At 72.3% G+C, this 19427-nt stretch carries 16 protein-coding genes; 12 read left to right on the forward strand and 4 right to left on the reverse strand.

Features of this window, described 5'->3' with window-relative positions; translation table 11 throughout:
* Nucleotides 1-28: 28 nt before the first annotated feature.
* Nucleotides 29-742 (forward strand): TetR/AcrR family transcriptional regulator, encoded by a 714-nt coding sequence (locus tag OG252_RS39400; protein ID WP_329342206.1) that lies wholly within the window; start codon nucleotides 29-31, stop codon nucleotides 740-742.
* Here the strand turns inward: OG252_RS39400 and OG252_RS39405 are convergent.
* The 3 genes from OG252_RS39405 to hmgA are packed head-to-tail and all read right to left on the reverse strand — an operon-like array spanning nucleotide 739 to nucleotide 4025.
* On the reverse strand, nucleotides 739-1896 hold the full coding sequence (locus OG252_RS39405; RefSeq protein ID WP_329342208.1) for a type ISP restriction/modification enzyme: 1158 nt from the start codon (nucleotides 1894-1896) through the stop codon (nucleotides 739-741). The genes OG252_RS39400 and OG252_RS39405 overlap by 4 nt on opposite strands.
* Before the next feature lie 26 nt (nucleotides 1897-1922).
* Nucleotides 1923-2672 (reverse strand): GntR family transcriptional regulator, encoded by a 750-nt coding sequence (locus OG252_RS39410; RefSeq protein WP_329342210.1) that lies wholly within the window; start codon nucleotides 2670-2672, stop codon nucleotides 1923-1925.
* 27 nt (nucleotides 2673-2699) lie between these two features.
* Nucleotides 2700-4025, reverse strand: a complete 1326-nt coding sequence (gene hmgA / locus OG252_RS39415; RefSeq protein WP_266442287.1) for a homogentisate 1,2-dioxygenase — start codon at nucleotides 4023-4025, stop codon at nucleotides 2700-2702.
* Between the two features lie 158 nt (nucleotides 4026-4183).
* On the opposite strand from hmgA, the gene OG252_RS39420 reads away from it, so the two are divergent.
* The 11 genes from OG252_RS39420 (at nucleotide 4184) to OG252_RS39470 (ending at nucleotide 18369) form a co-directional block, all read left to right on the forward strand.
* Nucleotides 4184-4819 (forward strand): hypothetical protein, encoded by a 636-nt coding sequence (locus OG252_RS39420; protein ID WP_266442290.1) that lies wholly within the window; start codon nucleotides 4184-4186, stop codon nucleotides 4817-4819.
* The gene (locus OG252_RS39425; RefSeq protein WP_266442293.1) at nucleotides 4816-5433 is read left to right on the forward strand and encodes a TetR/AcrR family transcriptional regulator; all 618 of its coding nucleotides are present in this window, start codon (nucleotides 4816-4818) and stop codon (nucleotides 5431-5433) included. Before OG252_RS39420 ends, OG252_RS39425 begins: the two co-directional genes overlap by 4 nt.
* Before the next feature lie 339 nt (nucleotides 5434-5772).
* Nucleotides 5773-8025, forward strand: coding sequence for a molybdopterin oxidoreductase family protein (locus OG252_RS39430; RefSeq protein ID WP_329342214.1), 2253 nt, complete (start codon nucleotides 5773-5775; stop codon nucleotides 8023-8025).
* A gap of 134 nt (nucleotides 8026-8159) precedes the next feature.
* On the forward strand, nucleotides 8160-9575 hold the full coding sequence (locus OG252_RS39435; protein WP_329342215.1) for a CitMHS family transporter: 1416 nt from the start codon (nucleotides 8160-8162) through the stop codon (nucleotides 9573-9575).
* A 50-nt stretch (nucleotides 9576-9625) separates the two neighbouring features.
* Nucleotides 9626-10870 carry an MFS transporter gene (locus OG252_RS39440; RefSeq protein WP_266442305.1) on the forward strand — a complete coding sequence of 415 codons (1245 nt, stop codon included), beginning with the start codon at nucleotides 9626-9628 and terminating at the stop codon, nucleotides 10868-10870.
* 101 nt (nucleotides 10871-10971) lie between these two features.
* Nucleotides 10972-11577, forward strand: a complete 606-nt coding sequence (locus OG252_RS39445) for a hypothetical protein (RefSeq protein WP_266442307.1) — start codon at nucleotides 10972-10974, stop codon at nucleotides 11575-11577.
* Nucleotides 11564-12604, forward strand: coding sequence for a class F sortase (locus OG252_RS39450; RefSeq protein ID WP_443068451.1), 1041 nt, complete (start codon nucleotides 11564-11566; stop codon nucleotides 12602-12604). Before OG252_RS39445 ends, OG252_RS39450 begins: the two co-directional genes overlap by 14 nt.
* A gap of 171 nt (nucleotides 12605-12775) precedes the next feature.
* On the forward strand, nucleotides 12776-14113 hold the full coding sequence (locus OG252_RS39455) for an ABC transporter ATP-binding protein (RefSeq protein WP_266442310.1): 1338 nt from the start codon (nucleotides 12776-12778) through the stop codon (nucleotides 14111-14113).
* 325 nt (nucleotides 14114-14438) lie between these two features.
* The gene (locus tag OG252_RS39460; protein ID WP_329342219.1) at nucleotides 14439-15827 is read left to right on the forward strand and encodes an aldehyde dehydrogenase family protein; all 1389 of its coding nucleotides are present in this window, start codon (nucleotides 14439-14441) and stop codon (nucleotides 15825-15827) included.
* 11 nt (nucleotides 15828-15838) lie between these two features.
* Nucleotides 15839-16921: a Zn-dependent alcohol dehydrogenase gene (locus OG252_RS39465; protein WP_329342221.1), complete on the forward strand. Its 1083-nt coding sequence runs from the start codon at nucleotides 15839-15841 to the stop codon at nucleotides 16919-16921.
* A 125-nt stretch (nucleotides 16922-17046) separates the two neighbouring features.
* Entirely contained in the window at nucleotides 17047-18369 is a 1323-nt protein-coding gene (locus OG252_RS39470) for an MFS transporter (RefSeq protein WP_266442317.1), read from the forward strand.
* Here the strand turns inward: OG252_RS39470 and OG252_RS39475 are convergent.
* A complete protein-coding gene (locus tag OG252_RS39475; protein ID WP_443068452.1) occupies nucleotides 18361-19320 on the reverse strand; it encodes a DMT family transporter in 960 nt (319 codons plus the stop codon). The genes OG252_RS39470 and OG252_RS39475 overlap by 9 nt on opposite strands.
* Between the last annotated feature and the right edge of the window lie 107 nt (nucleotides 19321-19427).

The following is a 19427-nucleotide window of genomic DNA, read 5'->3' on the forward strand; positions in this document are numbered from 1 at the left end:
ACTAGGATGGTGGCCGAGGTGATGATCGATGGCTGGCCGAGCGGCCGTACCCGAAGTGATCTGGGCCCGTCCCGAGCGGACGGGCCGGGGGCCGAAGCCGGCGTTCACGCGCGCGGACGTCGCGGCGGCGGCCGTGCGCATCGCGGACGCGCAGGGGCTGGACGGTGTCTCCATGCGGCACGTCGCGGCCGAACTGGGCTGCGGAACGATGTCGCTGTACAACTACGTCCCGCGCAAGGAGGACCTGTACGAGCTGATGCTCGACGCCATCGGTGCCGAGCACGAGATGGGCGAGCCCTCGGGCGACTGGCGCGCCGACATGCTCCGCAACGCCTATGAGACCCGCACCATCATGCGCCGCCACCCGTGGGTGCCGCGCCTGATGGCGGGGATCTACGGCTTCAGCCCCAACACCCTGCGCTACCTGGAGCACTGCCTGGCCTGCCTCGAACCGCTCGACCAGCCGTACGGCATCAAGATGGAGCTGGTCGCGCTGCTCAACGGCGTCGTGACGACGTACACCGCCAACGAGCTCGCCACCGCCGAGCGCACCCGCTCCACGCCCTGGTCCGAGGAGGAGGAGAACGCGGTCCGGATCGCCTACCTCGGCAGCCAGGTGGCCACCGGCGCCTATCCGCGGGTGGCGGCGGCCTTCATGGAGGCCTCCGGGCCGATCGATCTGGAGGAGGTGTTCGAACGGGCGCTCCAGCGGGTCATGGACGCCTTCGAACCCAGGGCCTAGAGCAAGGCGACTTGGCCTTCCGGGCCTTCCTCGTGGTGGTCCAGCACCGACGCGGGCCGGCGTGCCGCCTCCGGCACCGGCAGCACGCCGGCCTTGCGCAGCTCCTGCGTGGTGATCGGCGCCGTCACCGTCAGTTCCTCCTGCCGCGGCCTCAGCTCCGCCAGCAGCGCCAGCACCGTGATCAGCTCCAGCAGCTCCGACGTCCACACCTGCGGCCAGGTCGGCGGGCGGATCGCCTCCAGGGTGCCCGGCTCGGGGTCGGTGGTGCGGGCCGTGAACCACTGTTCCAGTACGCGTGTTCCGCCCACCTCGAAGTCCCAGGACTCCGGGGGCACCGGGGAGATCCGGCCCTCGTCGAGGTGGAGGGCCTCCTCGTCGCGGTCGTAGTGCACGGAGAGGGGGCGGGAGGGCAGGGGCGCGCGGACGTACGGGCGGCGGCCGCCCGGCAGCTTCGGGCGGCTGCCGTCGCGGCGCATCAGCCACAGGACGCGGTGGCCGAGTTCGACGCCGTGCGCCCAGAGTCCGGGGTCCTCGGTGAGGGGGACGGTGAGTCCGGGGCGGACCGCCGTCACGGTCCACGCCAGGAGGTCCGCCGGGGTGGGGGAGAGGCCGAGACGGGCGGCCAGGTGGTCCAACAGGCCCGGCGCGAGATTGGGTTCCGCGCCCCCGGGGCGGCGGTACAGGGGGCGGATCCGGCCGGGGCGGTGGAGCGGGAGCAGGGAGGTGGCGAGGAGGAGCGGGCCGGGGGTCTCGGGGCTCTCCGTGACGAAGATCTGGTGCTCGTCCGCCACCCGCCACAGTTCGGGCCGGGCCGCGTCGATCAGCCGGTGGTCGGGGATCAGCCACTGTTCGTCGAAGGGCGCGTTCAGCACCCGTACGGGCTCCGGGCAGGGCCCCGAGGCGCGGATCAGCTTCTCCGTGCTGCCCGCCTGGCCCGGCAGCTGGCCGACCGCCGAGCGCAGGGTGCGCGAGCGGGTCGGCTCGAACAGGGCCTCCCGGTCCGGGCCCTCGGCCTTCATCAGGGCGTCCCAGCGGGCCTTCAGGGATGCCGCGTCGGGGCCCGTCGGCCACCCCCGGCCGAGCCGCGGCGGTGCGACGGACCACGGCATGAGGTCCGCCAGCGGCGGGGCATCGTCGTGCGTCACGCTCGGCATCGTACGACCTGCCACGGACAGCCGGCTCAGGTGGCGTCCAACGTCACCGTGAAGGAGAAGCGGTCGCCCCGGTAGTGGATGACGGCCACGTCCAGGGGGCGGCCGTCCGTGTCGTAGGTGACGCCCGTGTAGTGCAGGATCGGGCTGAGCAGCGGGACTTGGAGGAGGCGGGAGGTCTCCGGGTCCGCCAGGCGGGCCTCCACGGTGTCCGTGATGCGGCTGATGTCCGCCCCGACGACATCCCTGAGCACCTTGGTCATCGGCCAGCGGACCAGGTCCTCCGGGTCGATCCGCGCGGCGAGTTCGGGACGGACGTAGTTGCGGGCGTGGTTGGTCGGCTCGCCGGTCTTCTCGTCGCCGCGCAGGCGGTGGTACGTCGCCACCTCGGCGAGATCCGGGAAGAACTCGGCGAGTTCGGGCGGCACGGGCGCCCTGCCGTGCTCCAGCAGCTGCGTCGCCATGCCGGACTGCTGGGCCACGATCGCGTCCACCGAGCCGAGCAGCCGCACCGGGGCGCCCCTCAGGGCGTCCGGCTCGATGAACGTGCCGCGCCTGCGGTGGCGCGTGATCAGGCCCTCGTCCTCCAGCTCCTTCAGCGCCTGCCGCATGGTCAGCACGCTCACCCCGTAGTGCCCCGCCAACTGCTCCTCGGTGGGCAGCCGCAGCGGGTCCTGCGGCGAGCGGCCCAGTATCGAGGCGCGCAGCGACTGCGACACCTGGTACCAGAGCGGCAGTTTGCGGTTCAGGACGATCGAGTCCGGGGCGAAGGAGGTCACGGGGCCATCCGTACCGGTAGGGAATCTTCAGTGCAAGGGGCGGAAATGCCGCTCCAGGCCCTGCCACACGTCGTCGTAGCCCTGCTGCAGGTGCTCCGCCCGGGCCGCGTCCGGTGTCAGGGTCACCGGCCAGCGGGTCTCGAACATGAACGCCAGCCCGTCGTCGACCTTCTGGGGTCGCAGCTCGGCGGCGCTCGCCCGGTCGAAGGTGTCCCGGTCCGGGCCGTGCGCCGACATCATGTTGTGCAGCGAGCCCCCGCCGGCCACGAAGCCCCCCGGGCCGGAGGTCTTCGCGTCGTAGGCGCCCTCGATGAGCCCCATGTACTCGCTCATCACGTTCCGGTGGAAGTACGGCGGCCGGAAGGTGTCCTCGCCCACCAGCCAGCGTGGCGCGAAGACCACGAAGTCGACACCGGCCAGGCCGGGAGTGTCCGACGGCGACGTCAGCACCGTGAAGATCGACGGGTCGGGATGGTCGTACGAGATGGTCCCGACCACATTGAAACGGCGCAGGTCATAGACGTAGGGCACATGGTTGCCGTGCCAGGCGACGACATCGAGCGGCGAGTGGTCGTAGGTGGCCGTCCAGAGGTTGCCGCAGAACTTGTTGACCACCTCCACCGGGCCCTCCACGTCCTCGTAGGCGGCCACCGGCGCCCGGAAGTCCCGGGGGTTGGCGAGGCCGTTGGCGCCGATGGGGCCGAGGTCGGGGAGGCGGAACGGCGACCCGTAGTTCTCGCACACATAGCCGCGGGCCGACGCATCCAGCAGCTCCACACGGAAGCGGACGCCACGAGGGATCAGGGCCACATGTCCCGGCTCCACATGGAGCAGCCCGAACTCCGTGCGCAGCAGCAGCCCGCCGCGCTCCGGCACGATCAGCAGCTCGCCGTCCGCGTCGCTGAAGACGCGGTCCATCGAGGCGTCGGCGTGGTACAGGTGCACGGCCATGCCGGTGCGCTGGGTCGCGTCGCCGTTGCCGCCGAGGGTCCACAGCCCGGCGAGGAAGTCGGTGCCCGGGGTGGGCTCCGGCAGGGGGTCCCAGCGCAGCCGGTTCGGGTCCGGCACGCACTCCGTGAAGGGAGCCGTACGGATCCGGCCGTTCTCCGTGCGCGTGAACGCCGGGTGGGCGGCCGACGGGCGGACGCGGTACAGCCAGGAACGGCGGTTGTGCGACCGGGGCTCGGTGAACGCCGTACCGCTGAGCTGCTCCGCGTACAGCCCGAGAGGGGCCCGCTGGGGCGAGTTGCGGCCCTCGGGCAGTGCGCCCGGGACGGCCTGCGAGCTGTGCTCATTGCCGAAGCCGGAGAGGTAGGTGAGGCCCTCGGCGGTCTTCCGCGCGTCCCCGTTCATGATCGCTCCTTTGCGGTCTGATTCCTATGTATCACCGTAGGATTGCGTTTTCCCCGGCGCAAGAGGACAGGGAGACCTCCTCACGGAGGAGGTCGGAGCGCGGGAACCAGACTCCAGGGGGATACGGGGTGTCGTACCGGTGTTCTACGCTCCCCGACATGGCGTGGACGCGGGCACTTCTTGCTGCGCTCGCGGTCTGTGTCCTGTTGCTGACAGGATCCGCGGGCTGTGGCACCAGCGGTGCGGACGAGCAACAGAACCGGAGGAACGACCCCTCACCCTCACCGGTGGGCAAACTCCTCGACGAGACCGACAAAGAGGGGCATCGCTACCGTGAGGTCGAGGAAGAGGGCGCACCCGACGTCGGCATCGAGGTGCAGCCCGCCGCCGGCAACAGCTGGAACGTCCGCCTGACCCTCGAGGACTTCCGCTTCTCGCCCGCCGGCGCGAAGCCGGAGGCGGTGGCCGGCCGCGGCACCGTCCGGCTCTTCGTGAACGGTCACCTCGTCGCCGAGTTGCGCACCTCCGAGTACCGCCTCTCCGCCCGCTACGTCCCGCACGGCACCCACCACGTCACCGCCCGCCTGTACGCCGACGACGGCACGGTGTGGGCCGTCGACGGCGAGCCGGTCGAGAGCACGGCGGACGTCACGGCGTCGGCGCAGTCGGAGTCGGAAGGGACTGAGACGTCGCCGGAAGCGGCCGGGACCGCGAACGGCGCGCTGAGCGCACCGGGCTCCGTGCTCCGTACTGAGGGGCGAGGTTTCCCGGACCGCGGCGGAAAGGCATCATGAAGCCCGTGCCCCCAGCGACATCGCTCCGCCGAGCGCCCGTGCAGCGGCGCAGCGCCGAACGGCTGACGAGGATCCTCGACGCCTGCGCCGACCTCCTCGACGAGGTCGGCTACGACGCGCTCAGCACCCGGGCCGTCGCCCTGCGCGCCGGCGTTCCGATCGGGTCGGTCTACCGCTTCTTCGGCAACAAGCGCGCGATGGCCGACGCCCTCGCCCAGCGCAACCTGGAGCGCTACACCGAGCGCGTCACCGAGCGCCTGCGCGGGACCGGCGAGGGTGGCTGGCGGGCGGCGGTGGACGCCGTACTAGACGAGTACCTCGCCATGAAGCGCACCGCCCCCGGCTTCACCCTCGTCGACTTCGGCAACCAGATCCCGGTCGGCTCCCGCTACGCCGAACCCAACCACCGCGTCGCCGACCGCCTCACCGACCTCCTCTCCGGCTACCTCGACCGCGCCCCGGACGAGGACCTGCGCCGCACCTTCCTGGTCGCCGTGGAAACCGCCGACACCCTTGTCCACCTTGCCTTCCGGGTGGCTCCGGAGGGCGACGAGAAGATCATCGAGGAGACCCGGGAGCTGCTGCGGGCGTATTTGGCGCGGGTACTGGACTAGGGCCTGTCCGGCGGATCAGGTCGCAGGAAATCGGCGGCGCCTGATCAACGCAGGTGAGCGGGGTCTGGTGCGTCCAGCTGCAAGGCGGAGGAGGGCGTCGACGCGATGGGGGAGTCGGCAACCGACGACAACGCCGCAGATGGGCGCACCAGACCCCGCGTCTGCGGCACGATCCGCCGGACAGGCCCTAGGGCGTCCGCGCCCGGGTCCGCCGGACCGGCGCTGTAACGGTTCGTGAATTTCCGACCTCGTCCCCCGCTGCCCCTCCCCTCCGTGCATACCGGTCGGTATGCTCACTCTCGTCCGCGCGTCACCGAAGCCGCCGCCCCGGGAGGACCCGTGTCCCGCACCGCCCTGCGAATCTGCCCCCTGTGCGAGGCCACCTGCGGGCTCACGCTCACCATCGAGGGCACCCGCGTCACCGGTGCCCGCGGTGACCGGGACGATGTGTTCAGCCGGGGGTTCATCTGTCCCAAGGGCGCCTCCTTCGGGGCCGTCGACGGTGACCCCGACCGGCTGCGCGGACCCCTCGTCCGCAAGGACGGCGAACTGCGCGAGGCCACCTGGGAGGAGGCCTTCGACGCCGTCGCCGCCGGGATCCGGACCGTCGTCGAGCGGTACGGCGCGAACTCCGTCGGCGTCGTCCTCGGCAACCCCAACGTGCACACCATGGCCGGCGCGCTCTACCCGCCGGTGCTCCTCGCCGGGCTCGGCACCCGCAGCATCTTCACCGCGTCCACGGTCGACCAGATGCCCAAGCACGTCTCCAGCGGCCTGCTGTACGGCGACGCCAACGCCATCCCGGTACCCGACCTCGACCACACCGACCACCTGCTGCTCCTGGGTGCCAATCCCCTGGAGTCCAACGGGAGTCTGTGCACCGCCCCCGACTTCCCCGGCAAGCTCAAGGCGCTCAAGGCCCGCGGCGGCACGCTCACGGTGGTCGATCCCCGCCGTACCCGTACCGCCAAGCTCGCCGACCGCCACATCGCCATCCGGCCCGGCACCGACGCCCTGCTGCTCGCGGCGATGGCACACGTCCTCTTCGAGGAGGGCCTCGTGGAGCTCGCAGACCTGGCCGCCCACGTGCAGGGGCTCGACGAACTCGCGGCGTCCGTACGGGACTTCACCCCCGAAGCCGTGGCCGACGCCTGTGACGTGGACGCCGTCACGATCCGCGCCCTCGCCCGCGAACTCGCCGCCGCCCCCACCGCCGCCGTATACGGCCGCATCGGCAGCTGCACCGTGCCCCACGGCACCCTCGCCAGCTGGCTCGTCGACGTCCTCAACATCCTCACCGGCAACCTCGACCGGCCCGGCGGCGCCCTCTTCCCGCAGGCGGCCACCGACAGGACGCCACGCCCCGCCGGGCCCGGCCACGGCTTCGCGCTCGGCCGCTGGCGCTCCCGGGTCAGCGGGCACCCCGAGGCGAAGGGGGAGCTGCCGCTCTCCGCGCTCGCCGAGGAGATCGACACGGCCACCGAGCAGGGCGAACCGGTCCGCGCGCTCATCGTGGTCGCCGCCAACCCGGTGCTGTCCGCCCCTGACGGGAACCGACTCGACAAGGCCCTCGACTCCCTCGACTTCATGGTCAGCGTCGACCCGTACCTGAACGAGACCTCGCGCCACGCCCACGTCGTGCTGCCGCCGCCCCCGCCCTCCCAGAGCCCGCACCACGACTTCGCCTTCAACACCCTCGCCGTCCGCAACCAGGTCCGCTACACCCGCCCCGCCGTGCCCCTGGAGCCCGGCAGGATGGCCGAGACCGAGATCCTGGCCCGGCTGGTCCTGGCCGCGACCGGCATGCACGGCGCCGACCCGGCCGCCGTCGACGCGATGGTGATCGACCAGACCCTCGGCAAGGCGGTGAAGGAGCCGCACTCCCCGGTCCACGGCCGGGATCCCCGCGAGCTCGCCACACAGCTCACCGGCGAGACCGGCCCCGAGCGGCGCCTCGACCTGATGCTGCGCCTCGGCCCCTACGGCGAGGGCTTCGGCGTACGCCCGGACGGGCTGAGCCTTGAGAAGCTGCTCGCGCATCCGCACGGCATCGACCTCGGCCCGCTGAGCCGGCGCCTGCCGCAGCCGCTGAAGACCCGCAGCGGCAAGGTCGAGCTGCTCCCGCAGCCGATCGCCGGCGACCTGCCCCGCCTCCGTCAGGCCCTGCACGAGCGGCCCGCCGGGCTCGTCCTGGTCGGCCGCCGTCATCTGCGCTCCAACAACAGCTGGATGCACAACGTGCCCGCCCTCACCGGCGGCACCAACCGCTGCACCCTGCACATCCACCCCGAGGACGCCGAACGCCTGGGCGTACGGGACGGGGCGCCCGTGCGGGTCAAGGGCGCCGGGGGAGAGGTGACCGCCCCCGCGGAGGTCACCGACGGCGTGCGCCGGGGTGTGGTGAGCCTGCCGCACGGCTGGGGCCACGACCGGCCCGGAACCCGGCTCAGCCACGCCTCCGCCGACCCCGGAGTCAACGTCAACCAGATCCTCGACGGCAGCCTGCTCGACCCGCTCTCGGGCAACGCCGTTCTCAACGGAGTGCCCGTCGAGGTGGCCGCCGTGACCGAAAAGTTCCCTGCTCTGACCTGAGCAAAGCTGTGACCAGGAGTTTTGCGCTTATTGCTCGCGTGTCAACGTCTTGTTAACGCCACTTGACGAGTCCTAACGTCGTCGCCACCGCCGGCCCTGGTGGGAGTTCAAGGGCGAACGTTAGGTATCCACTCATGCTGACCATCCTCGGCTTCGCCATGATCGCGACCTTCCTGGTCCTGATCATGATGAAGAAGATGTCGCCGATCGCGGCGCTCGTACTGATCCCCGCACTGTTCTGTGTGTTCGTGGGAAAGGGCGCCAAGCTCGGTGACTACGTCATCGACGGCGTCACCAGCCTCGCCCCCACCGCGGCGATGCTCATGTTCGCGATCGTCTACTTCGGTGTGATGATCGACGTCGGCCTCTTCGACCCGGTCGTCCGCGGGATCCTGAAGTTCGCGAAGGCCGACCCGATGCGGATCGTCGTCGGCACCGCGGTCCTCGCCGCGATCGTCTCGCTCGACGGCGACGGCTCGACCACCTTCATGATCACGGTCTCGGCGATGTACCCGCTGTACAAGCGCCTCAAGATGAGCCTGGTCGTGATGACCGGTGTCGCCGCCATGGCCAACGGCGTCATGAACACCCTGCCGTGGGGCGGCCCCACCGCCCGCGCCGCCACCGCCCTCAAGCTGGACGCCAGCGACATCTTCGTCCCGATGATCCCGGCCCTGCTGGTCGGCCTCCTCGGCGTCTTCATCCTGTCGTACGTCCTCGGTGTGCGTGAGCGCAGGCGGCTGGGCGTGCTGACGCTGGGCGAGATCCTGGCGGACGAGAAGGTCGAGGAGAAGGAGACCGAGACGGTCCTGGTCGGCGCGGGCGGTTCCGGCGACGGCAAGACCCCGGCCCGCACCGGCGGCGCGGGCTTCGGCACCGACGCCGGTGCCGACGGCGACGCCGACGACTTCCAGGGCCTCGACCAGAACCGGGCCACCCTGCGTCCCAAGCTCCTGTGGTTCAACTTCCTCCTCACGGTCGTGCTGCTCACCGCCATGATCATGGAGTACCTGCCGATCCCGGTGCTGTTCCTGATCGGCGCCGCGCTCGCGCTCACCGTGAACTTCCCGCACATCCCCGACCAGAAGGCCCGCCTCGCCGCCCACGCGGACAACGTCCTCAACGTCTCCGGCATGGTCTTCGCCGCCGCCGTCTTCACCGGCGTCCTCCAGGGCACCGGCATGGTCGACAGCATGGCCAAGTGGATGGTGGACGTCATCCCCGAGGGCATGGGCCCGCACATGGCCCTCGTCACCGGCGTGTTGAGCCTTCCGCTCACCTACTTCATGTCCAACGACGGCTTCTACTTCGGCGTCCTCCCGGTCCTCGCCGAGGCCGGCGCGGCGCACGGCGTCTCGCCGCTGGAGATGGCCCGCGCCTCGCTGGTCGGCCAGCCGCTGCACATGTCGAGCCCGCTCGTCCCGGCCGTCTACGTCCTGGTCGGCATGGCCAAGGTCGAGTTCGGCGACCACACCCGGTTCGTGGTCAAGTGGGCCGCGCTGACATCTCTGATCATCCTCGGGGCAGGAATCCTCTTCGGGATCATCTGACAGACCCGTCGGCCAGACCCGTCGGCCAACTCGCCATGGAGGAAACGACCGTGAGGCCCGGTGCGCACCGCGGCTGGCTGCTCCGCCTCGTCATCGCCTTCAGCTTCGCGCAGGGGGCGGTGTCGATGGCCCGGCCCGCCGTGTCCTACCGGGCCCTCGCGCTGGGCGCCGACGAGCGGGCGATCGGCGTCATCGCGGGCGTGTACGCCCTGCTCCCGCTCTTCGTCGCGGTACCGCTGGGCCGACGCACCGACCACGGCCGCTGCGCGCCCCTGCTGCCGGCCGGGGTGGTCCTGATATCCGGCGGCTGCGCACTCAGCGGCATCGCCAACTCCCTCTGGGCCATGGCGGTCTGGAGCGGGGTGATGGGCCTCGGCCACCTCTGCTTCGTGATCGGCGCCCAGTCGCTGGTGGCCCGCCAGTCCGCCCCGCACGAACAGGACCGCAACTTCGGCCACTTCACCATCGGCGCCTCCCTCGGCCAGCTGGTCGGCCCGATCGCGGCGGGCGCCCTGATCGGCGGCCGGGACATGGCGGGCACCAGCGCGCTCGCCCTGGTCGTCGCGGGCGCGGGAGCCGCGGTCGCGTTCACGTCGCTGTGGCGCATAGAGGACCGTACGACGGTCAAGTCCCGTACGGGCCAGGGCGACCGCGTCCCCGTCCAGCGCATCCTGCGCGCCCGGGGCGTACCCGCCGGCATCTTCATCAGCCTCTCCGTGCTCTCCGCGACCGACATCCTCACCGCCTACCTCCCGGTGGTCGGCGAGCACCGGGGCATCGCCCCCTCCGTGATCGGCCTCCTGCTCAGCCTGCGGGCCGCGGCCACGATCGCCTGCCGCCTGGTACTGACGCCGCTGCTGCGGCTGTTGGGCCGGGCGCTGCTGCTCACCGTCACCTGTCTGCTGGCGGCGGTGCTGTGCGCCGGCATCGCGCTGCCGGTGCCGGTGTGGGGCCTGGCCGTGATGCTCGCGGCCCTCGGCTTCTGCCTCGGCGTGGGCCAGCCGCTGTCCATGACGACCGTCGTCCAGGCCGCCCCCGACGGCGCCCGCTCCACCGCCCTCGCCCTGCGTCTGACCGGCAACCGCCTCGGCCAGGTCGCCGCCCCCGCCGCGGCCGGTCTGATCGCCGGGGTCGCGGGCGTGGCGGCGCCGTTCGTGATGCTCGGCGCGCTGCTGCTGGTGTCCTCGGGGGTCGCGCTGCGGTCCCCTTCGCCGGGCGGGCCGGCCGGAGAACGGGCGCCGGACTCCGAGCCCCGCAGCGCGGGGCTGGCACTGGACCGGAAGAGGGATGCCTGACGGGACGTAGGGCGCTGCTCCCACCATCCGCGGCGCGGATGTGAAAGAGAGTCAGATCAACTGCGATTTGTACGAAAATCGTCTGACTCCGAGGGACCCGCATGTCCACCACGCTTCTTCCGCGCCGCGCCGGAATGCGCTCCGCCGCCCTCGCGGCGCTCACCGTCACCGTAGGCGCGCTGGCGGGGACGACGACGGCAGTCGCCGTGCCGGCGGCCCCCAGTGACCCCGACACCGTCAAGATCCACAGCGTGGAGGCGACCCGCACGACGCCCCCCGGTGACCCGAAGGACGAGTCGAAGGTCTGCAAGTTCTACCTGGACGCCAACGGGTTCGACCTCAACCAGACGGTCAGATGGTCCATCGTGACGCAGCCTCTGGTGCCGGGCGGCGCGACCCGCGACGGTCTCCTCAACCTCCCGGACGGCACGGGCAGCAGCGAGATCGTGTCGCTGCCCGACGGCATGTACAAGCTCACCTGGAACATCGTCGGCGCGGCCGGCGCGGGCAAGACCAAGGTGTTCACCGTCGAGTGCAAGGACACGCCCGCCGCCGGCGTCCCGAACGGTGGTCCGCCCGCCGGTGGCGGCGGCCTCGCCCGCGCCGACGCCTTCACCCCGGTCGCCGGTGCCGCCGCCGTGGGACTGGCCGCCGTCGGTGGGGTGGCCTGGTTCCGGCTCCGTCGCCGCTCGCATGGCGCCGCGTAGACGGACCCGCAGGCCCTGGTACCGGACGCGCGCCTACCGCCTGGCGAGGACGGCCGTACTGACCGTCCTGCTGGTGGTGGGCGGCGTCTGGTGGGCCCAGGACGAGGAGCCCGCCGAGGCCGCCACCGCTGCCCCGCTCGCCCCCGCCGAAGCGCCCGCGGTGTCACAGCAGGGGCGCGCGACCGGCACCGGACTGCACGGGGGCCGCCCCGAGCCGTTCGGCGCTCGCCGCGAGCCGCCCGAGGGCCGAGCCGACGCCAGGACGGCGAGGCCGCAGCGACCGCGACCGGCCGTCGACGCAACCCGGGCGAAGCCACCGCGGCCCGGGGCCGGTGCGGGTGCGGGTGCGGCGAAGTCCTCACCACCCGGGGCCGGCACCGGCCGTGCCCGGCCCGAGCCGCCCAGGGCGGGCAGCGCCGCGAGCAGGCCGAAACCGCGGCCGCCCGGGGCCCGGGCCGGCGCGCGCACGGCGCAGCCCCGCCGCCCGGCACCACGGCCCAAGTTCGTCCGCCGCCCCCCGGCACCGTCGCCGCAGCGCTCCCTGCCCCGCTCCCGCGCGACCCGGCTGGCCATCCCGTACCTGAAGGTCGACGCCCCGGTCATGGCCCTCCGCCTCGACCGCGAGCGGCGCCTGCCCGCACCGCCGGACGATCGTCCGAACCTGGTGGGCTGGTACGACGGCGGACCGACGCCCGGCGAGCAGGGGACCGCCGTCGCCGTCGGCCACCTCGACACCGACACCGGCCCCGCCGTCTTCGCGGGCCTCACCGAACTGAAACCGGGCCGCACCGTCGAGATCAGGCGCGCCGACGGACGGACCGCCGTCTACACCGTCGACGCCATCAAGAAGTACGAGAAGAAGGACTTCCCCGACCGGGAGGTGTACGGCGCCCGGGGCCGCCCCGAGCTCCGGCTGATCACCTGCGGCGGCACCTACGACCGCAGGAACGGCTACTCGGGCAATGTCGTCGTCTTCGCCCACCTCACCCAGGTCCGCGAACCCGGCAGGGCCGCCCGCACTCGCTGAATCCGGTCGTCCGCTTTCTCACCGACTGGACGGGAGCGCCCGATCCGGCCCCTTCCCTTCCCCCGGCCGGGCACGGTCCGTTAACTTCCGTGACTCACAAGCCCGTACGACCCGCACGGGACATCCGACCGCGGAGCACCAGCGCCCAAGTGAGCCCCCGGGGGCACTGCCATGACACGCGCCATCTCTCTGCACGACGTGAGCAAGACCTACACGCGAGGCGTCCGCGTGGTGGACCGGCTGTCGCTGGACATCGCGCCCGGCGAGTTCCTCGTGCTGCTCGGCCCCTCGGGCTGCGGCAAGTCCACGGTGCTCAGAATGATCGCCGGCCTGGAGGAGATCACCGAGGGGCAGCTGCTGCTCGACGGCGAGTACGCCAACAACCTGCTCCCCGCCGACCGGCGCATGGCAATGGTGTTCCAGAACTTCGCCCTCTACCCGAACATGACGAGCCGCGGCAACATCGGCTTCCCGCTGCGCATCGAGGCACCCGGCGAGGACCCGAGCCCGCGGGTGGACGCCACCGCCCGCATGCTGGGCATCGAGGACCTCCTCGACCGCCTCCCCGGCCAGCTCTCCGGCGGCGAACGCCAGCGCGTCGCCATGGGCCGGGCGATCGCCCGCCACCCCTCCGCCTTCCTGATGGACGAACCGCTGTCCAACCTGGACGCCAAGCTCCGCAACCACCTGCGGGCCGAAATAGCCGCCCTCACCCGCCAGTTGGGCGTCACCACGGTCTACGTCACCCACGACCAGGCCGAGGCCATGTCGCTCGGCGACCGGGTGGCCGTCATGCGCGGCGGCGTCCTCCAGCAGGTAGGCACCCCGCGCTCGGTGTACGCCCTGCCGCGCAACGTCTTCGTCGCCGCCTTCATCGGCACCCCGCGGATCAACCTGCTGCGCGGCCTGGTCCGCGCCCCGCTGGACGGCGCGATGACCATCAGCCTCGGCAAGCAGTACCTGCGGCTGCCCGAACCCCTCTGCCTGGACCACCAGTTGCTCCGCGTCCAGCAGGGCCGCGAGGTCATCGTCGGCCTGCGCTCGGAGGCCGTCCGCCTCGCCAAGCCGGCCGACGCCCGCCCCGGCGAGGTGGCGATCAGCGGCCTCGTGGAACACGTCGAGTTCCAGGGCCACGAGGTCCTCGTCCACTTCAACACCGGCTCCCGCCCCGCCCTCGTACCGGAGCTGGAGGCCCCACGCCCCACCGCCCCCACGGACCGGCGCCGCCGCCGCGAGGGCACGGTCCTGAACCGCTTCCGGGAGCGGGCGGGTGCCCTGCGCGCCGGCCCGGTGGTGGTCCTGGACGACCCGACGGACCCCGCCCCCGAACCCGCCCCGGCCGACGGCCGCCTCCCCGGCGACCTCGTCGTCCGCACCACTCCCGACATCGACCTCCGCCGGGGCATGCACGTCCCCCTCCTCGTCGACATCGCCCACCTGTTCGTCTTCGACCAGCACGGCGAGCGCATTTCCCCGGCCCCGGCGCGGCTGCCGGATCTGGACGAGTGACGCCTCGGCTCCCGTGGGATCTCGCCCCCGCCGCCCCTTCCCGTCCCGTCCTGGGGGCTGCCGCCCCCAGACCCCCGCTTCGGCCCGAAGGGCCTCGTCCTCAAACGCCGGACGGGCTGAAATTCAGCCCCTCCGGCGTTTGAGGAGCGGGGGTCTGGGGGCGGAGCCCTCAAGGTCGGGAACGGGAAGGGGCGGCGGGGGCGAGACAACCGCTCCCGGCTCGCTGATCCTGTGACGGACCGGCCGATCCCCTGAACTGGCGGACAAAAACTAACGCCGCTAGTTTATGTGGTGGACGACGCAGCCCCGCCCGGGAGGACGCACGATGAAGGCACACGACGGCATGTACATCGACGGCGAGTGGCGCCCCGCCGCCGGCCCGGACGTGATCGAGGTCGTGAACCCGGTCGACGAACAGGTCGTCGGCCGGGTCCCGGCGGGTACCGCCGAGGACGTCGACGCCGCCGTACGGGCCGCCCGCGCCGCCCTCCCGGCCTGGGCCGCGACCGGCCCCGCCGAGCGGGCCGCGCGTCTGGCCGCCCTCCGGGACGCCCTCGCGGCCCGCAAGGACGAGATCGCCGAGACAGTCACCGCCGAACTCGGCTCGCCCCTGAAGTTCTCCCAGGCCGTCCACGCGGCCGTGCCGATCGCCGTCGCCGGTTCCTACGCCGAGCTGGCGGCGACGTACGCCTTCGAGGAGAAGGTCGGCAACTCGACCGTCTTCCACGAGCCCATCGGCGTGGTCGGCGCGATCACGCCGTGGAACTACCCCCTGCACCAGATCGTCGCCAAGGTCGCCCCGGCGCTGGCGGCGGGCTGCACGGTGGTCGTGAAGCCCGCAGAGGACACCCCGCTCGTCGCCCAGCTCTTCGCCGAGGCGGTCCATGAGGCCGGCGTACCGGCGGGTGTCTTCAACCTCGTCACCGGCCTCGGCCCGGTCGCCGGACAGGCCCTCGCCGAGCATCCGGGCGTCGACCTGGTCTCCTTCACCGGCTCCACCGCCGTCGGCAGACAGATCGGCGCGACGGCGAGCGCCGCCGTGAAGAAGGTCGCCCTCGAACTGGGCGGCAAGTCCGCCAACGTCATCCTCCCGAGCGCCGACCTGGCCAGGGCGGTCAACGTCGGCGTCGCCAACGTCATGTCCAACTCTGGCCAGACCTGCAGCGCCTGGACGCGGATGCTGGTGCACCGGGAGCAGTACGACGAGGCGGTCGAGCTGGCCGCCGCGGCCGCCGCGAAGTACGGCGACCGCATCGGCCCGGTCGTCAACGCCAAGCAGCGGGAACGCGTGCGGAGTTACATCGAGAAGGGTGTGGCGGAAGGCGCCCGTCTGGTCGCGGGCGGTCCCGAATCCCCGCGCGAGCAGGGGTACTTCGTCAGCCCCACCGTCTTCGCCGACGTCACCCCCGACATGACCATCGCGCAGGAGGAGATCTTCGGCCCGGTCCTGTCGATCCTCCGCTACGAGGACGAGGAGGACGCCCTGCGCATCGCCAACGGCACGGTCTACGGCCTCGCGGGCGCCGTCTGGGCCGGTGACGAGGAGGAGGCGGTGGCCTTCGCGCGCCGCCTGGAGACCGGGCAGGTCGACATCAACGGCGGCCGCTTCAACCCCCTTGCCCCCTTCGGGGGTTACAAGCAGTCGGGGGTCGGCCGGGAACTCGGCGCGCACGGTCTCGCCGAATACCTCCAGACCAAGTCCCTGCAGTTCTGAGGAGCGTTCACGTGGTCCGTGCCGCCGTACTCCCCGCCGTCGGCGCTCCTCTGGAGATCGCCGAGATCGACCTCCCGGACCCCGGCCCCGGCCAGGTCCGCGTCCGCCTCGCCGCCGCCGGCGTCTGCCACTCCGACCTGTCCCTCTCCAACGGCACCATGCGCGTCCCCGTCCCCGCCGTCCTCGGCCACGAGGGTGCCGGCACGGTCGTCGCCGTCGGCGAAGGGGTCGCGGACTTCCGGCCCGGTGCCGCCGTGGTCCTCAACTGGGCCCCGTCCTGCGGCAGTTGCCACGCCTGTTCGCTCGGCGAGGTCTGGCTGTGCGCCAACGCCCTCAACGGGGCCGCCGACGTGTACGCCCGTCGCGCGTCCGACGGCAGGGACCTCCACCCCGGCCTGAACGTCGCCGCCTTCGCCGAGGAGACGGTGGTGCCGGCGAACTGTGTGCTCCCTCTCCCCGAAGGCATCCCGCTCACCGACGCGGCCCTCCTCGGCTGCGCGGTCCTCACCGGCTACGGCGCCGTTCACCACGCGGCGCGGGTCCGCACGGGGGAGACCGTCGCGGTGTACGGCGTCGGCGGAGTGGGCCTCGCCGCCCTCCAGGCGGCCCGGATCGCGGGCGCGTCCAGGATCGTCGCGGTCGACGTCTCCCCGGCGAAGGAGGAACTGGCGAGGGGCGCCGGCGCCACCGACTACGTCGTGGCCTCCGACACCACCGCCCGTGAGATCCGCGCCCTCACCGCCAAGCAGGGCGTCGACGTGGCCGTCGAGTGCGTCGGCCGCGCGGCCACGATCCGCACGGCCTGGGACTCCACCCGCCGCGGCGGCCGTACGACGGTCGTCGGCATCGGCGGCAAGGACCAGCAGGTCACCTTCAACGCCCTGGAGCTCTTCCACTGGGGCCGGACCCTCGCGGGCTGCGTCTACGGCAACTCCGACCCCGCCCGGGACCTGCCGGTGCTCGCCGAACACGTCCGGGCGGGCCGCCTGGACCTGGGCGCGCTGGTGACCGAACGGATCGGCCTGGAGGGCATCCCGGCGGCGTTCGAGAACATGCTGGCGGGCAAGGGCGGCAGGGCGCTGGTCGTGTTCTGAGGCCTGTGGGTCGCCCGGAGCCCTCGGGTGCTCCGGGCAACCTTCGTGCACACCCGTTGACCCCATACCGTCCGGTCAGTATGTTCCCGGGAACGTCCCCACCGCACCCACCGGAGTGTGCACACATGGACACCGCACCACCCGCTCACCCCCTCCCCACCACGGCCCTCCCCAAGGCCGGCCACCGCCGCGTGGCCACCGCGGCGGCGCTCGCCTCCGCCGTCGAGTGGTACGACTACTTCGTCTTCGGCATCGCCGCCGCCCTCGTCCTCGGAGACCTGTACTTCCCGGCGGGCAGCTCCAGCGCCGGAGTCCTCGCCTCCTTCGCCACCTTCGCGGTCGGCTTCCTCGCCCGCCCGCTCGGCGGCATCGTCGCCGGCCACCTCGGCGACAAGCGCGGCCGCAAGCCGATGCTGGTCCTCGCCCTCACGCTCATGGGCCTCGCCACCACCGGCATCGGCCTCCTCCCCACGTACGACACCATCGGCGTCGCCGCCCCGATCCTGCTGGTGGCCCTGCGCGTCCTCCAGGGCGTCGCGGTCGGCGCGCAGTGGGGCGGCGCCATGCTGCTGGCCACCGAGTACGCCCCCGAGGGCAAGCGCGGTGTCTACGGCAGCGTCGTCCAGCTCGGCGTCCCCATCGGCGTGGTGACGGCCAACTCGGTCTTCCTGCTGGCCGGCGCGTTCACCACGGACAGCGAGTTCGCCGCGTGGGCCTGGCGGGTCCCGTTCCTGATCGGCCTGTTCGTGCTCGTCCTCGCCTGGTACATCCACACCAGGGTCGAGGAGACCCCCGCATTCCGCGAGGCCGAGAAGGCGTTGACGCAGAAGGAGAAGGCCGAGCGGAACTCCCCGCTGCGCACGATCCTGCGCGGCCACCTCGGCACGGTGCTCCTGGCCGGCGGCTCCTTCGCCGTGAACACCGCGACGTTCTACATCATCATCACCGGCGTTCTCGACTACACGACCCGCGAACTCGACATGAAGCGCAGTGCGGTGCTCACGGTCTCGCTCTGCGTCAGTCTCACCCAGCTGGTGCTGATCCCCGCCTCCGCGGCGCTCTCCGACCGCGTCGGCCGCATCCGGATCTACGCGTTCGGAGCGGCCGGCATCGGGCTGTGGGCCGTACCGATGTTCCTGCTGATCGACACCGGCTCGCTGCTGTGGCTCGCGGTCGGCACCTTCGTCGCCAGCTGCTTCCTCAGCATCATGTACGGCCCCCAGGCCGCCCTGTTCGCCGAGCTGTTCACCGCCGAGATGCGCTACACGGGCGCCTCCCTCGGCTACCAGATCGCGGCGGTGTTCGGCGGCGGGCTCGCGCCCTTCCTGATGGTGCTGCTCCTGGAGGCCACGGGTACCTCGATGGCGGTGTCCGGCTACATCATCGGGCTCGCGGTCATCGCGCTGCTCTCCATCAAGGTCCTCGCGGACCGGGCCCGTTCACGCTGACGGCCCCGCCGCCCTCTCGGGCCGCGGCTCCGGAACCGCTCCCGGAGCCGCGGCCTTCCGCGTGCGCGAGCGCGACACCGCGACCCCGGCCAGGCACAGCAGGCCGCCCGCCAGCGTGAGCAGCCCCGGCACCTCGCCGAGCGCCACCCACGACATCAGGACGACCAGGGCGGGCACGGCGTACGTGGTCGCGCCCATGCGGCTCGCGGTCGTACGGGACAGGGCGTACGCCCACGTCGTGAAGGCCAGCGCGGTCGGGAACACGCCCAGGTAGACCATGTTGAGGGTCGCCGAGACGGGCGCGTCGGCGGCCTCCTGGACGAGCTGACCGGCGAACGGCAGACACACCACCGCCCCGACCAGGCACCCGAACGTCGTCACCTGCAACACGCTCGCCCGGCCGAGGGCGGGCTTCTGCGCCACGACACCGGCCGCGTAGCCGACCGCGGCGAGCAGGCACAGCACCACACCGAGCAGCGACGACCCGCCGCCGCCCGACATCGACAGCCCGACCGTGACCGCGCCCGCGAACGACACCGCCATCCCCGCCAGCAGCCGCGGCGGCATGGCGTCGCCCAGAAACCGCGCGCCGAGCAGGGCGATCAGGATCGGCCCGATGTTCACGACCAGGGCCGCCGTACCGGCGTCCACCTGCTGCTCGCCCCAGTTCAGGGCCACCATGTAGAACCCGAACCACAACACCCCGGATATCGCGATCCCCCGCCACGCCGAGCGTGGCGGCAGCCCCTCCCGCCGTACGAGACAGATCACCCCCAGCGTCAGCGCCCCCGCGAGCAACCGCCCGAGCGCCAGGGCACCCGGCGAGTACTCGGCCCCCGCACTGCGGATCGACACGAACGCGGAAGCCCACAGCACCACGGTGACGGTGGCGGCACCGGCGGCGAGCAGCTGGGAACGACGGGCGGTGTGGGTCGGGGAGGCGTTCATCATGCTCCTGAGGCTAGGCGGCGCCGCGTAAGCAGCGCTGGCGGATTTCGGACGGTGGGCCCAAGGGCCGGCACCCGACAAACGGGCGTCTGCCGCACCCCCTTAGGGGC

Source organism: Streptomyces sp. NBC_01352 (genome assembly GCF_036237295.1).
Classification (GTDB): Bacteria; Actinomycetota; Actinomycetes; order Streptomycetales; family Streptomycetaceae; genus Streptomyces; species Streptomyces plumbiresistens.